We start from the raw sequence: 13,667 nt of genomic DNA on the forward strand, positions 1-13,667 counted from the left end.
GCGCAAACCTCATGCACAGATATTACTCATACCTGACTGTTGTCTTTCAGCAGTTTGTCGAGCGTGATCGGAAACTCCCTCACACGCTTGCCCGTGGCATGGTAGACCGCGTTGGCCACCGCGGCTGCCACCCCGACGACGCCGATTTCGCCCACGCCCTTGGACCCCAGCTCGTTGACGATGTCGTCGTGCTCTTCAACGAAGATGACTTCGATATCCCCGCTGTCTGCGTTCACCGGGATGTGGTATTCCGCCAGGTTGTGGTTGACGATGCGGCCCAACCGATGGTCGGTCAGCGCGGCTTCGTGGAGGGCCATACCCACCCCCCACACCACGCCTCCCAAAATCTGGCTGCGCGCGGTTTTCGGGTTGATTACCCGTCCCGCCGCAACGGCGCTGACTACCCGTACTACCTTGATTGTGCCAAGGTCCTCGTCGACGTGGACTTCCGCGAACACTGCCGAATGGGTAGCGGTGGAGAACGGTTGGCGTCTGGCGCCGGGCTCGGCGTCGATCTGCACTTCGAACTCACCTTCGGGGGCGCTGGCGATGATGTCCGCCAAGGCCAGGCGATGGCTGCCTGCGTGCAGGTAGCCATCGGCGAAAATGATCTGCTCCCGGACCGAGCTGGCCACTTGGGGGTACATCTTGCGCGCATGTTCCAGCACTTTGGTGCGCAGTACCTGGCAGGCCTGGCGCACGGCCGAGCCGACCGACGACACCGTGAACGATCCGCCCTGAAGGGGGGCGGTGGGCAGTGAAGAGTCACCCAGCACGAAGGTGACATCCTGCACCCTGGCGCCAGCCGCGTCGGCTGCGATCTGCGTCATGACGGTATAGGTGCCGGTCCCGATATCGGTGGTGGCACTGCAGACGGTGAGGTGGCCTTGGGCATCGAAGCGCGCTTTGGCGCTGGCCTTCATCTGCATGGCTTCCCAGACGCCGCCGGCCATCCCCCAGCCGACCAGCTGGTTGCCATGGTGCATGCTGCGCGGTTGCGGATTACGGTTTTGCCAGCCAAAACGTTCGGCACCTTGCCGGTAGCACGCCAGCAGTTCCTTGCTGGAGTAGGGCTTGCCCTCGTTGGCATTGCTGGCGGCGAAATTGCGCCGGCGCAGGTCAAGCGGGTCAATCTGCGCTGCACAGGCAAGCTCATCCATGGCGCATTCCAGGGCAATCATCCCCGACGCGGCGCCAGGCGCACGCATGTCCAGCGGGGTGTACACATCGAGCGAGGCCAGGCGATAGCTGAGGGCAACGTTGTCGCACTGGTAGAGCATGCCACTCCATTCCACCACGTGCTCGGTGAAGTCCTCGAAGCGGGAGGTCTGGCCAAGCGCATCGTGGGCGATCGCCAGCAACTGTCCGTTTGCGTCAGCACCCAGGCGCAGGCGCTGCTCGGTGCGGGGCCGGTAGCCAAAGGTGAACATCTGCTGGCGAGTCAGCGTGACGCGCACCGAGCGCTGCAGGTGCAACGCCGCCATCACTGCCAGTGGCAACTGGTACTGCGGGCGCAAGCCCGAGCCGAAGGCACCGCCGACGAATGCCGCGCGCACGCGGATGTTTGCCTTGGGCAGGCCAAACACCTTGTGCAGGTAGTCCTGGCAGTTTTGCGTGCCTTGGGTCTTGTCGTGGATTTCCAGCGTGCCGTCGCCTTTGTAGAGTACGGTTGACGCATGGGGCTCCATCGGGTTGTGGTACTCGTTGGCTGTCAGGTAGGTGGCATCCACCTGCACCGGGGCCCCGGCAAACTGCGCGGCAAAGTCGCCACGCGGCGCCGGTGTCTCGGCGGGTGCTGCATGCGACTGTTGGCATGCGCCCAGGTCGGTCTGGTGGGCCTCCTCGGCATACTCGATCCTGATCAGCGAACCTGCATACCGGGCCAGTTCGAGGGTTTGGGCAACCACCAGCGCCAACGGTTGACCGTTGTAGAGCACTCGATCATCGAACAAGGGCCTAAACGGCGCCCCCTGCGCGGCGTCGGCGTCGCTGTAGTCGTCGTCATAACTGGAAATATGTGGACGATGGCCATGATCAAGCACGGCGATCACCCCGGGCACGCGCATCGCTTGCGTACTGTCGATGTTGAGTACCCGACCTCGGGCGATGGTACTGGACACGACGCTGCCATGGAGCAGGCCCACTTCGGGGTATTCGCCCGCGTAACGCGCCTGCCCGGTGACCTTCGCCACGCCGTCTACGCGGTCCAGGGACGTACCGGCTACCGGTGTGGGTTTGATCATGGTCGTGGCCCCCCGTCAGCGGCGCCGCGCGCCGCGTCATCCAATGCCCGCACAATTGCACGTTGGGCGAGCGTGACCTTGAAGCCGTTGTGGCTCAGAGGTTTTGCACCTTGCAGCAACGTTTTTGCGGCCCTGGTGAACAGCGCTTCGCAAGGCGCCTGGCCGGCCAGCATGCGCTCCACAACCGGGTCTCGCCACGGCTTGTGGGCAACGCCGCCCAGCGCCAGGCGAGCTTGCCAGATCACCTGGCCATCGAAGCTCAAGGCTGCGGCGACCGACACCAGCGCAAACGCGTAGGAGGCGCGGTCGCGAATTTTCAGATAACGGTAATGTTTTTCGAACACCGGGGGCGGCAGCTCGATGGCGACCACCAGTTCATCGATTGCCAGCTGATTGTCTCGCTCCGGGGTGTCCTCAGGGAGGCGATGGAATGCCGCAAAAGGTATTTGGCGCTCTCCGCGCGGCCCCTGCACATGCACCACGGCTTCGAGCGCTGCCAATGCCACGCACATATCCGAGGGATGGGTCGCGACACAGGCATCACTGGCACCAAGAATCGCGTGGATACGGTTCGAGCCTGTACGCGCCGGGCATCCGCTGCCGGGTTCACGCTTGTTGCAGGGGGTGCCGGTGTCGTAGAAGTAGTAGCAACGGGTACGTTGTAGCAAGTTGCCACCGGTGCTGGCCATGTTCCTCAACTGCGGTGATGCCCCAGCCAGGATGGCGTCCGACAGCAATGGATAGTGCTGCTCGATCATTGGGTGCCAGGCCAGGTCGGCATTGCTCACCAATGCGCCGATCAACAAGCCACCGTTCAACGTGGGGTGGATGCCGTTCAGCCCGAGGCCGGAAATGTCGATCAGGCGCTTGGGGCGAACCACGTTTTCTTTCATCAGGTCGACGAGGTTGGTGCCGCCGGCAATGAAGTGCGAGCTGGCGTCAGCCAGGCTCACGGCTTCGCTGATTGATGCGGGCTTGTGGTAGCTGAAAGGCGTCATGGATTCGGCCCTCGTTGTGGCGGGGCCAGGTCCGTCATCAACGGTAGGGCTTCTTCCACCGCAGCGACGATGTTGCTATATGCACCACACCTGCAAAGGTTGCCGCTCATCTGTTCGCGAATGGCCTCGCGGGTGTAGGCGCGCCCTTCGCGGGCAAGCCCGACTGCGGAGCAGATCTGCCCCGGGGTGCAGTAACCACACTGGAAAGCATCGTGGGTGATGAATGCACGCTGCATGGGGTGCAGAACGTCGCCGCTGGCCAGCCCTTCGATGGTCACCAGTTCGGCCCCGTCGCACATGATGGCCAAGGTCAGGCAGGCATTGACGCGCTTGCCATCGCGCAGCACCGTGCAGGCCCCGCACTGGCCATGGTCGCAACCCTTCTTGGTGCCGACCAGGTCCAACTGCTCGCGCAAAAGGTCGAGGAGGGTGGTCCAGGGATTCACCTGCAGTGTCAGGCGCTGACCATTCAGGGTCAGGCCGATGGGGTGTTCTTCAGCCCCATTGGGAGAGATCGCGCTCATGGTAGGTCCTCACGGTCAGGGTTCGCGCAGCCGGCTGCGTCTCTGTTGTGCGACCGGGCCGGTTGAGCAAACGTTCAGCCGGCTTGCCAAGTTGCCGATCACATCTGGCCGTCACCCGTGTTTTTGCAGGGCTTCAATCAACTGGGCCTTGGTCATGGTCGAGCGCCCCTTGATGTCTTTGCTGCGTGCCTCTTTCATAAGGCTTTCCTTGCTTTGCGATTCCAGCGACGCGTGCGACGTCCGCGAATGCCCCTGGCGAGATTCAGCGGCGCGCTTGGCCGAATCCGAGCGTGCGGTCTTCTTCACGTGCGACGGTGTCCTGCTTCCCGAGCCTGCGTGTTTTTCACCGCCACCGGATTGTTTGTTGACGGTGGCCCAGGCGCGAGCTTCGGCTTCATCCTTGCCCACGCCTTTGTCCTCGTAAGATTGCTCGATGTGCTCGGCCTTGCGTTTCTGCTTGTCCGTGTACTTGTCTTTGTCCCCGCGTGGCATGGTATTTCCTCCTGCATGGGTTGCATGAACGGTTGAAAACCAGGGCAGAACTGAGGCCCTTTCAGCTAACTGCCGGAACCTGCGCCAGATCCACTTCCGGCTGAGCCACTGCCACCACCGCCCGCGCCTGTGCCGCTACTACCAGAGCCATGACTGCCGGTTCCCGAGCCGCTGTCGGTACCGTCACCCCCGGTATTGTCCGTCCCATTGTCGTCAGTGCCGCCATCACCCGTACCCATGCCATCGTCGGGTGTTCCCGAGCCAGTCGCTCCGCCTTGGCCGTTCATTTGTCCATTGTCGTTCGATTGCATGCCTGGGGCGGGCTGACGGTTCAGGTCTGTGGCGGCCGAAGCTAGTGCTGAAGCGCAGCCCAGGGAAAGTGCAAGCAGTAACGTAAAAGGTTTTGCTGGTGTCATGGTGAAACGCCTTTTTGGATTGTTCACCCTATGTTCGGCCTGGCGTGCGTGGGAGGGTGCCTTCTGACCGACGGAAGGCGCTGCATCAGGTCGACGCGAGCGAGCGGCGCTTTGCTCCAATGAAGGCGTTGATAACGTGCGGGGCACCCATGAGGCTGGTGCAATCAGGTGTGCGAAGTTAGTTTTTCACTGCAAGCGTTTTAGCTTGTCATGGACAAGATTTGTAAATGTTTTCTACTTGCAGCCTACTCGCGCCCGATAAATTCTTTATTCGTGACGCCGGGCCCCTCTGACGGTTATACCGCCATGTCGGAGTCATAGTTGTTCAACTACGACTATACAGGAGGGGCTCATGTCTGCCCTTAGTGCGTATCTCTACCAAGATGTTCTTGGTACTGACCTCTGGCTTTGGCTTTCCTTTTTCGCTGTTGTGCTAACACTGTTGGCGCTTGACTTAGGTGTGCTCCATCGCGGGAATCGGGAGATTGGAGTCAAAGAGAGCTTGTTGCTGTCCGCGGGCTACATCAGTATGGGCCTTCTGTTCGCGGTCTGGGTGTATTTCCAGAAAGGCAGCGATGCCAGCATGGACTATGTGACGGGTTTCTTGATTGAAAAATCCCTGTCAATGGATAACGTTTTCGTTATTGCCCTGATATTCAGTTTCCTGGCCATTCCTCGGGAGTTCCAGCACCGAGTATTGTTTTGGGGGATCATGGGGGTCATCGTCCTGAGGGCTATTATGATCGGCCTTGGGGCTGCGCTCATCGCCCAGTTCAGTTGGATACTTTACTGTTTCGGCGCGTTCCTGGTCTTCACCGGGGTCAAGATGCTATTCGCTCGCGTCGATCATGCGCCTGACTTGGAAAACAACCGTTTCGTCAACTACCTGCGCACACACCTACGCATCACCAAAGAATTGCACGGTCAACGCTTTGTGGTTCGCTTGCCCGATGCGTCAGGAAAAAGAATTCTATGGGTGACACCGCTCTTCCTTGCACTTATTTTGATTGAATGTGCCGACTTGGTGTTTGCTGTTGACAGCGTGCCTGCGATTTTTGCTATCACACAGGATCCGTTCATCGTTTACACGTCAAACATCTTTGCCATTCTCGGTTTGCGAGCGCTCTATTTTGCATTGGCTGCCATGATCAGTCGCTTTGTTTACCTTAAATATGCGCTGGCTCTGGTGCTTGTCTTTATCGGCTCGAAAATTTTCCTTCATGACATTGTGGGTAAAGTGCCAGCCGAAATATCGTTGAGCATTACAATCGGCCTGCTGATTGGCGGCGTGTTGCTTTCGCTTTGGAAAACCCGAGCGTCCGCTGATGCTTCTTGAATAATTACGGCCGCTGGCTGCTGCGTGAGTGCGATGACCGGATCGCCTAGGATTCAAGGCGTGAAAGCGGTCGCCTCCGCTGCTGCCCGGGCCATGCAGTTGATTTGGCACATCCCAGGCGAAGCAGGAGCAAACCTCATGCAGAGATACTCCTACCTGACAATTGCCTTACGTTTGACATACCAAGCGAAAAGCACCATTGCCAGAAAGCACACCGAGGTTTGAGTGGCACCCAGTACGGCAAGCGTGGGGAACTTCGGCGTGGAAACCATCCAGGTCGACACTGCTCCGATCGCCATGGTCAGGAAGCCCAAAAGGGCTGACGCCAGTCCTGCTTCTTTCCCGAACGGTGTCATGGTCAAGGCCGTTCCCAGCGGATTGGCAATACCCATACCCCATAGGAAAAGCACCATCGACAATGAGTACCAGCCCAAGCTTGGATTGCTTGGGCCGACCAGCAGCAATGCACCTGCCGTACACGCAGTCGCGAGGCCTGACAAGGTGATGGCGCGGCTACCCCAACGGTGAGCCAGGCGAGGAGCAGCCAAGCCAGCGGCAAAGACCACGAAGACAGTAGCCGCGAAATACAGGCCCACCTGGAGCGAGTTGAGCCCCATGCCTTCCATCAAGATTGACGGCGCAGCGGCGAACGAGGCGAATAAGCCGCTCATCAGCAGGCTGGTCGCGAGTGCGGGCAAGATGAAGAGGCGGTTGGACGCCAATTTGCCGTATGCAATCAGGATCGCAGGTACTGATTGAGTCACCCGACGATGGGCAGGAAGGGTTTCACCTATCCCTCCGAGGTAGAACAGCGCGATAAGGATTGCCGACATGCCGACGGCTATGAAAAGTGCGCGCCAACCCAAAGTGGTGTTCAGCATACTGCCGATCAAAGGTGAGAAGCCTGGCGCTGTGGCGGCAGCGATCATCGTCAGCGATAACGCGCGTGCCAGGTTCTCACCCTCATAAAGATCGCGAGCGATGGCTCTGGCCAGAACCGCGGCGGCACACACGCCAATGGCCTGGATTACCCGTCCGAGGATCAGCATGTCGAGTGTGGCGGCGTTAGCCGCCCAAAACGTACCCACCACGAAAATCATCAACCCACCTACTACCAGGCGCTTGCGGCCATAGCGATCGGCAAGCGGCCCTACCAGTAATTGGGCGAAGGCGAACGTAATGAAAAAGCTGGAGAGCGTCAGCCCGAGTTCCTGGGATGAGACGTTGAGCTGTCGAGCCATTTCAGGAAAAGCGGGCAGGATGATATTGGTGGACAAGTTGCTGATGGCAGCGAGTGCTGCCAGTAACAGGATGACCTTGGCCGTCAGGACGTTGGCCCTCTGAGCATCACCTTCAGCTTCGTTGGCGTGTGTTTCGAGTCGGCTGTTCATACGTTGGCCTCCCAGCGGCGGAACAGTACGCTGGCGTTCACACCACCGAATCCGAAACCATTGGACAAGGCATATTCGATGGGCATTTCACGGGCTATTCGTGCAACCAGGTCAAGGCCAAGCGCAGCATCATCGACCTGAGTCAGATTGAGCGTGGGTGGAACGATCTGATCTTGCAGCGCCAACACCGTGAAAATGGCTTCGATACCGCCTGCCGCTCCCAGGAGGTGGCCGGTGGCCGACTTGGTCGATGTAATCGCCACGCCGCTGCCGCTACCGAATACGGCGCGAATCGCTGCAAGTTCACCCTTGTCGCCAACCTGGGTCGAAGTCGCATGCGCATTGATATGGTCCACGTCCCCAGGCGCTACCGACGCCTGTTGCAGCGCGAGTTGCATGGCACGCCTGGCACCGCTTCCGTCCTCGGGGCCAGCGGTCAGATGGTAGGCATCAGCGCTTGTTCCGTAGCCGACCAGTTCGGCCAGTGGCTTGGCGCCACGGGCCAGCGCATGTTCCAGCGACTCGATCACCAGCAAGCCAGCCCCTTCAGCCATGACAAACCCGTCCCGTTGGCTATCGAAAGGACGGGAGGCTTGCTCAGGGCTATCCGAAAAGCCCGTGCTGAGCGCTCGTGCAGCCGCAAAGCAGCCTAGCGTCACACGATCGATTGCCGCCTCGGCGCCACCGCAGATCGCGATATCCGCTTCGCCGCTTCTGATGAGCCGAGCGGCGTCGCCAATGGCCTGCACCCCCGCAGCGCAGGCTGTGACGGGTGCCCCAAGTGGGCCTTCGAAGCCATAGCGTATGGAGACATGACCCGCTGCCATATTGGCCAGGAACGATGGCGCCGTGAAGGGCGACAACTTGCGAGGGCCACGTGCGTCAGTGGTGCGCACCGCCTCTGCGATGGCGCCGAAGCCACCGACGCCTGATGCGATGATGGTGGCGGTGCGCGCGCGTTCAGCCTGACGCTCGGGATGCCAGCCGGCTTGCTGCAATGCTTCATCCGCTGCTACCAGCGCAAACTCGATGAACCGATCCATCTTCTTGCGTTCCTTGGCGTGGATGACCCGCTCGGGTTGATAGCCTGCCACGGCATCCTCGGCCAATGTGGGCACGCTGCCGCCCACTGACACGCCAGTGCCTTCGGCGACATCGCCAGCAAGCGCGCGAATCCCGGACTGCCCAGCCAGCAATCGCCGCCAGACTTCCTTTACGCCGCAGCCCAGCGGGCTGACAACGCCGGTGCCGGTCACCACGATGCGCTTTTGAATAACGTTGTGAGTCATTTCGACCTCTCGTTGGATCATGAGCGCGCCTCGAATTGCATCGGGCACGCACGGGTTGAAGGCAATGTCTACTCAGGCGCGGTGTGCAGCTTCTGGCTTGGCAATGCGGCTATTGGGGCGGATCTTGAACCAGATGGAATACATCGCCGGCAGGAACACCAAGGTCATGATCGTGCCCACGAACGTGCCTCCGATCAGGGTGTAGGCCAAGGTGCCCCAGAACACCGAGTGGGTGAGGGGGATGAAGGCCAGGATGGCTGCCAATGCCGTGAGCAACACTGGGCGTGCGCGTTGCACTGTGGCCTCGACCACGGCGTCGAAGGGCGCAAGTCCTTCAAGCTGGTTGTGGTCAATCTGCCCGATCAGGATGAGGGTGTTGCGCATCAGAATCCCGGAGAGCGCGATCAAGCCGACTAACGCGTTGATGCCGAACGGTTGGCCGAACAGCAGTAATACGGGTACTACACCGATCAACCCCAGCGGTGAAGTCAGAAACACCATGACCATCGCCGAGATAGAGCGCACCTGCAGTATGATGATCAACAAAGTCAGGGCGATCATGATCGGCAGGAGAGGGACGATAGCCTGGCTGGCCTTGGCCGACTCTTCGATGGAGCCTGCCATTTCGATTTTGTAGCCCGCAGGCAGCTGCGTGACGATGGGCTGGAGGTCTTTCCAGATCGCCGTGGATACATCAGGCGGCTGCAGCCCTTCCGCGATGTCACCCCGCACTGTCATGGTGGGCGTTCGGTCGCGGCGACGGAGGATGGGGTCCTCCATGCGAATGCTCACATCACCGATCTGCGAAACCGGAACGCGCTGACCGTTCGAGCCTACCAGGGTGAAATTCTCGATCTGGGCAGGATCGAGTCTGATCTGGCCAGCGGCACGCCCTACAACCTGCACAGAGCGGATATCTTCCCTGACCGACGTGATCGGCACACCGGTGAGCAGGAACTGAAGCTGCTGCGACACCGAGGCGGACGTCAGGCCAACCGACTGCAGGCGATCTTGATTCAGGGAGAAGTGAAGCGTGGGAACAAGCGGGCCCCAGTCGGTATTGACGGTCTTCATCATGGGGCTCGCCTGCAGCACGCTTTGGACGCGTGCTGCAATCTGACGCAGTTGCGAGGCATCCGGGCCCATCACCCGATAGGCGACCGGGTAGGGGGAGTAGGGCCCGAATACCAGTTGTGTTACCCGCACTTGAGCGCCGGGTGCCAGACCTTCGGAGGCCGCCTCCCGAAGACGATGCTTGAGGGCCTCACGAGCGCCCTGGTTTTCGGTCAGGACGACAATCTTGGCAAAGGACGGGTCGGGCAACTCAGGGGCCATTGCCAGGAAGAAGCGGGGCGGGCCTTGGCCGATGTAAGTGGTGACAATCTTTGCCTCCTCTTGCTGACGTAGCCAGGACTCCACCTTGATCGCAGTGGCATTTGTCTGTTCGATGGAGGTGCCATAAGGCATCTGCAGCTCCACAAGCACTTCGGGGCGGTCGGAGGTCGGGAAGAACTGCTTCTTTACCAATCCCATGCCAAGCACGGCGGCCACAAATGTCGAAACCACGGTGCCTGCCACGAGCCATTTATGTGCGATCACCCACCCCAACAAAGCGCGGAATCGGTTGTAATGACGGGTGTTGTAAATAGCGGCATGACCACCTTCAATCGTCTTGATCCGAGGCAACAACTTCACGCCCAGGTAGGGGGTGAACGCTACCGCCACCACCCAGGATGCGATCAGGGCGATGCCGACAATCCAGAACATGTTGCTGGTGTATTCACCGGCAGTGGACTGGGCGAAACCGTTAGGCATGAATCCGATGGCGGTAACCAGTGTGCCGGACAGCATGGGGGCTGCCGTGTGGCTCCAGGCATATGCCGAAGCCTTGATGCGGTCGTAACCTTCTTCCATCTTCACGACCATCATTTCGATGGCGATGATCGCGTCGTCGACCAGCAACCCTAAGGCCAGGATGAGCGAACCCAGCGTAATCCGGTCGAAATTCTTGCCTGTTGCGGCCATCACCACGAATACGATCGCCAGTGTCAATGGCACCGCGGCTGCGACGACAACGCCGACACGCCAGCCCATGCTGAGGAAGCAGACAAGCATCACGACCAGCAGGGCAACGAAAAACTTGATCATGAACTCGTCGACGGAGGACGTGATGTTCACCGCCTGATCGGTGACCTTGCTGAGCGTCATGCCCAAGGGCATGCTTTCGTTGATTTTGGCTGTTTCGGCCTCCAGGGCTTTGCCAAGGTCGAGGCCGTTCCAGCCTTCGCGCATGACAATGCCAAGCAGCAAGGCTGGCTCGCCATCGTTACGCACCAGAAACGTCGCGGGATCTTCATAGCCGCGTTCAACGTCGGCCACATCCGACAGTTTCAGGGGGCGGCCCTGGGCGACCACAGGGGTTTCGCGAATCTTTGCCAGTTGATCGAAGGCGCCGTCAACCCTGACCACCACTTGTGGCCCCTGCGTTTCGACCGAGCCCGCCGGTGACAGGGCGTTCTGGTTGTCAAGGGCCGAGAAGATGTCCTGTGGCGTGATTCCGAGCGTGGCCAGGCGGTCATGGGAAAAGGACACGAATATCCGTTCAGCCTGTTCCCCGATGATGTTGACCTTCTTGACGCCCGGGACGTGCAGCAGCTGCTGGCGCAGTGTTTCGGCGTCGCGTACCAGCTGGCGCTGCGGTTCGCCTTTGGCTTTGAGCGCGTAGACCGCAAATGTCACGTCCGAGAACTCATCATTGAGCATTGGGCCAATGACGCCCGCTGGCATGAGCTTGGCCTGATCACCCGCTTTCTTGCGGGCCTGGTAGAACTCCTCCTGAACCGCCGAAGGTGGGGTCTTGTCTTGCAGCGACACCATCGTGAACGCCAACCCAGGCCGGGTGTAGGTTTCGGTACGGTCATACCAACGCAGCTCTTGCATGCGTTTTTCCAACGGTTCGGCCACCAGATCCTGCATTTCCTGCGCAGTGGCGCCGGGCCAGGCAGTGATAATCGTCATCTGCTTGACGGTGAAGGGCGGATCCTCTGCACGGCCCAGCTTGAAGAAGGCCAGCGTGCCGGCGAAGGCGATCAGCACAATCAGGAAGAGGGTGATTGATCGCTCGCGTACCGCGAGCGCGGATAAGTTGAAACGCTGCTGGCTCATGGTTGGTGCCCCATGACCTGAGCTGTTTGAGCCTGTTCCATGACCTCGACGCCATCGCGCAGCAGATGCGCACCCAGTGCCACGATCCGATCGCCAGCGTGCAGGTCACTCTTCACGACCGCTTTTTCGTCACTGACACTTAGAACTTCCACAGCGCGCCAGGACACCTTGGCCGGCTGGCCTGCTATCACCCAAACTCCAGCTCCGTTACCCGGGTCAAAGAGTGCGCCGATGGGTATCTGCTTCGCTTCGAAATTCGTATCGGTATCCGGAATCTCAAGCGTAATGGTTGCACCCAATGGCGCGCTCGCCATAGGCCCAGTGAGCACGTACCTGGCCTCGAATGTGCGCGTGATGGGGTCTGCTGCATCTGAAAGCAAGCGCAGTTTGGCGGGTACGGCCTGCGCAGGCTTGCCAAATAGCGTGGCGAGTGCAGTCGAGCCAGGTGCAGGTCGAAGCGTTTCTGGCAAGTAGACGACAGCTTCTCGTTGCCCGGCCCTGGCCAGCCTTACAACCGCTTGACCAGCACTGACGACCTGGCCCGGTTCGGCCAGCGTGTCCATCACCACACCATCGGCGTCGGCTAGCAATACCGCATATTCGGTGGCGTTCCTGGCAACGTCAGCCTGAGCTTGCGCGGCACTGAGTTGCGCCTTCGCAGCATCAGCCGCAGCTTTGATCTGGTCGTAGGACGAGGCCGAGACCGCGCCCTCGGCAACCAGCCCTCGATATCGAGCTTCGTCGTCACCGGTCTGCTTGGCCCGTGCCCGAGCGGCAGTTACGGCCTCTTGCTGTGCGCGTGCCTGTAGATTCAGATCCACCGGATCCAGACGCATCAAGGGCTGACCGCGTTTGACTGTTTGCCCGGTATCGACCAGGCGCTGCAGGATTTTTCCGGATACTCGGAAGCCGAGGTCACTCTGTATGCGAGCGACCACTACTCCGGAAAACGAACGTGCAAGGGCTGACGCGTCCTGTACCGAGACCGCTTTCACGACCGGCGGTGTGTCTCTCGGGTCTTTTCCAGGTGAAGAGTCCCCGCAAGCGACAAGGGCGAGTGGGAGTAAGCAACCGACTATGGCGGCAGGACGCAGGCGCATGGGATCCCTTTCTCAAAAGGCGATATAGGAATCCCATTTTTCTACCAGTGACCAATAATGTCAATGGTCACACTCTGCTAAGGGGCGAGACTTCTGAGTATCAAAGCCGGCAGTTGGACGACCGCATCCTGAAGCGTGTCCAGGTTGTGCTGAAGGAGCGCGGCATTTACGTATGGCCTCATGATCAGAAAAATCGCCAGCGTCAGTTCGTCCAGGGGGGTCTTGCGTTCAAATTCTCCTGCGTCGCGGCCTTGTGTCAGGATCTCCAGAATGACCTTACTGATATTGGCCTCATGAGACTTGACCGACGACCATTGGTCGCGCGATGCCACTGCCGCTATGTCATAGAGCTTCCGGTCGTGGAAGAAAAGGTCAGCCCCGCCCTCAGCGATCGCTCGGAATAGACGTCTCAACTTTTCCGATGCAGTCGGGGCGTCGCTGGTGGCCGTCGCAATGCGCTGCATGATGAGCGCAAGCCGACTGGAGCAAATCACCTCTCCGATCGCTTGTTTGGATTCGAAGAACTTGTAGATGTAGGCCTTTGAAAAGCCGATCGATTTGGCTAAGTCTGAGACAGTGGTTTTGTCGTACCCATAATGGGCGAAGTGCTCCATGGCAGCCTGGATGATCTGATCCCTCACGTCGTGGTCGGCTGGCCCGCGCGCCGGCGAGGGTGGAGAAGATTTACTCATTTTTGAAGCATCCTGGAACTG

Annotated in this window: 10 protein-coding genes; 1 reads left to right on the top strand and 9 read right to left on the bottom strand. The window is 59.8% G+C overall.

The window, feature by feature from the left end; genetic code table 11:
* Window positions 1-26: 26 nt before the first annotated feature.
* From ACI7M0_RS12370 to ACI7M0_RS12385, 4 genes are all read right to left on the bottom strand, one after another.
* A complete protein-coding gene (locus ACI7M0_RS12370) occupies window positions 27-2,243 on the bottom strand; it encodes a xanthine dehydrogenase family protein molybdopterin-binding subunit (RefSeq protein WP_129931807.1) in 2,217 nt (738 codons plus the stop codon).
* Window positions 2,240-3,241: a xanthine dehydrogenase family protein subunit M gene (locus ACI7M0_RS12375; RefSeq protein WP_129931806.1), complete on the bottom strand. Its 1,002-nt coding sequence runs from the start codon at window positions 3,239-3,241 to the stop codon at window positions 2,240-2,242. Before ACI7M0_RS12375 ends, ACI7M0_RS12370 begins: the two co-directional genes overlap by 4 nt.
* Window positions 3,238-3,765, bottom strand: coding sequence for a (2Fe-2S)-binding protein (locus ACI7M0_RS12380; RefSeq protein ID WP_010954187.1), 528 nt, complete (start codon window positions 3,763-3,765; stop codon window positions 3,238-3,240). Before ACI7M0_RS12380 ends, ACI7M0_RS12375 begins: the two co-directional genes overlap by 4 nt.
* A 111-nt stretch (window positions 3,766-3,876) precedes the next feature.
* On the bottom strand, window positions 3,877-4,257 hold the full coding sequence (locus ACI7M0_RS12385) for a hypothetical protein (protein WP_010954186.1): 381 nt from the start codon (window positions 4,255-4,257) through the stop codon (window positions 3,877-3,879).
* A gap of 768 nt (window positions 4,258-5,025) precedes the next feature.
* Between ACI7M0_RS12385 and ACI7M0_RS12390 the strand changes: the two genes are divergently transcribed.
* Window positions 5,026-6,009 (top strand): TerC family protein, encoded by a 984-nt coding sequence (locus ACI7M0_RS12390; RefSeq protein WP_129931804.1) that lies wholly within the window; start codon window positions 5,026-5,028, stop codon window positions 6,007-6,009.
* 152 nt (window positions 6,010-6,161) lie between these two features.
* On the opposite strand, the gene ACI7M0_RS12395 is transcribed toward ACI7M0_RS12390, so the two are convergent.
* The 5 genes from ACI7M0_RS12395 to ACI7M0_RS12415 all read right to left on the bottom strand — a co-directional run bounded on the left by ACI7M0_RS12395 (window position 6,162) and on the right by ACI7M0_RS12415 (window position 13,646).
* Complete coding sequence (locus tag ACI7M0_RS12395; protein ID WP_129931803.1) at window positions 6,162-7,400, bottom strand: multidrug effflux MFS transporter; 1,239 nt, start codon at window positions 7,398-7,400, stop codon at window positions 6,162-6,164.
* A complete protein-coding gene (gene fabF, locus ACI7M0_RS12400; RefSeq protein ID WP_256658165.1) occupies window positions 7,397-8,689 on the bottom strand; it encodes a beta-ketoacyl-ACP synthase II in 1,293 nt (430 codons plus the stop codon). Before fabF ends, ACI7M0_RS12395 begins: the two co-directional genes overlap by 4 nt.
* Before the next feature lie 72 nt (window positions 8,690-8,761).
* The gene (locus ACI7M0_RS12405) at window positions 8,762-11,854 is read right to left on the bottom strand and encodes an efflux RND transporter permease subunit (RefSeq protein ID WP_104887663.1); all 3,093 of its coding nucleotides are present in this window, start codon (window positions 11,852-11,854) and stop codon (window positions 8,762-8,764) included.
* Window positions 11,851-12,954 carry an efflux RND transporter periplasmic adaptor subunit gene (locus ACI7M0_RS12410; RefSeq protein ID WP_104887662.1) on the bottom strand — a complete coding sequence of 368 codons (1,104 nt, stop codon included), beginning with the start codon at window positions 12,952-12,954 and terminating at the stop codon, window positions 11,851-11,853. The genes ACI7M0_RS12405 and ACI7M0_RS12410 overlap by 4 nt, the downstream gene beginning before the upstream one ends.
* 77 nt (window positions 12,955-13,031) lie before the next feature.
* Window positions 13,032-13,646, bottom strand: coding sequence for a TetR/AcrR family transcriptional regulator (locus ACI7M0_RS12415; protein WP_010954179.1), 615 nt, complete (start codon window positions 13,644-13,646; stop codon window positions 13,032-13,034).
* Window positions 13,647-13,667: the final 21 nt, after the last annotated feature.

This window comes from Pseudomonas sp. 10(2024) (assembly GCF_045164175.1).
In the GTDB taxonomy this organism is placed as follows: Bacteria; Pseudomonadota; Gammaproteobacteria; order Pseudomonadales; family Pseudomonadaceae; genus Aquipseudomonas; species Aquipseudomonas alloputida.

Excerpts from the sequence above, each read along its gene's own strand:
- ACI7M0_RS12385 (WP_010954186.1), bottom strand. The coding sequence starts at position 4,257 with ATGCCACGCGGGGACAAAGACAAGTACACGGACAAGCAGAAACGCAAG.
- fabF (WP_256658165.1), bottom strand. The coding sequence starts at position 8,689 with ATGACTCACAACGTTATTCAAAAGCGCATCGTGGTGACCGGCACCGGC.
- ACI7M0_RS12375 (WP_129931806.1), bottom strand. The coding sequence starts at position 3,241 with ATGACGCCTTTCAGCTACCACAAGCCCGCATCAATCAGCGAAGCCGTG.
- ACI7M0_RS12395 (WP_129931803.1), bottom strand. The coding sequence starts at position 7,400 with ATGAACAGCCGACTCGAAACACACGCCAACGAAGCTGAAGGTGATGCT.
- ACI7M0_RS12380 (WP_010954187.1), bottom strand. The coding sequence starts at position 3,765 with ATGAGCGCGATCTCTCCCAATGGGGCTGAAGAACACCCCATCGGCCTG.
- ACI7M0_RS12405 (WP_104887663.1), bottom strand. The coding sequence starts at position 11,854 with ATGAGCCAGCAGCGTTTCAACTTATCCGCGCTCGCGGTACGCGAGCGA.
- ACI7M0_RS12370 (WP_129931807.1), bottom strand. The coding sequence starts at position 2,243 with ATGATCAAACCCACACCGGTAGCCGGTACGTCCCTGGACCGCGTAGAC.
- ACI7M0_RS12410 (WP_104887662.1), bottom strand. The coding sequence starts at position 12,954 with ATGCGCCTGCGTCCTGCCGCCATAGTCGGTTGCTTACTCCCACTCGCC.
- ACI7M0_RS12390 (WP_129931804.1), top strand. The coding sequence starts at position 5,026 with ATGTCTGCCCTTAGTGCGTATCTCTACCAAGATGTTCTTGGTACTGAC.
- ACI7M0_RS12415 (WP_010954179.1), bottom strand. The coding sequence starts at position 13,646 with ATGAGTAAATCTTCTCCACCCTCGCCGGCGCGCGGGCCAGCCGACCAC.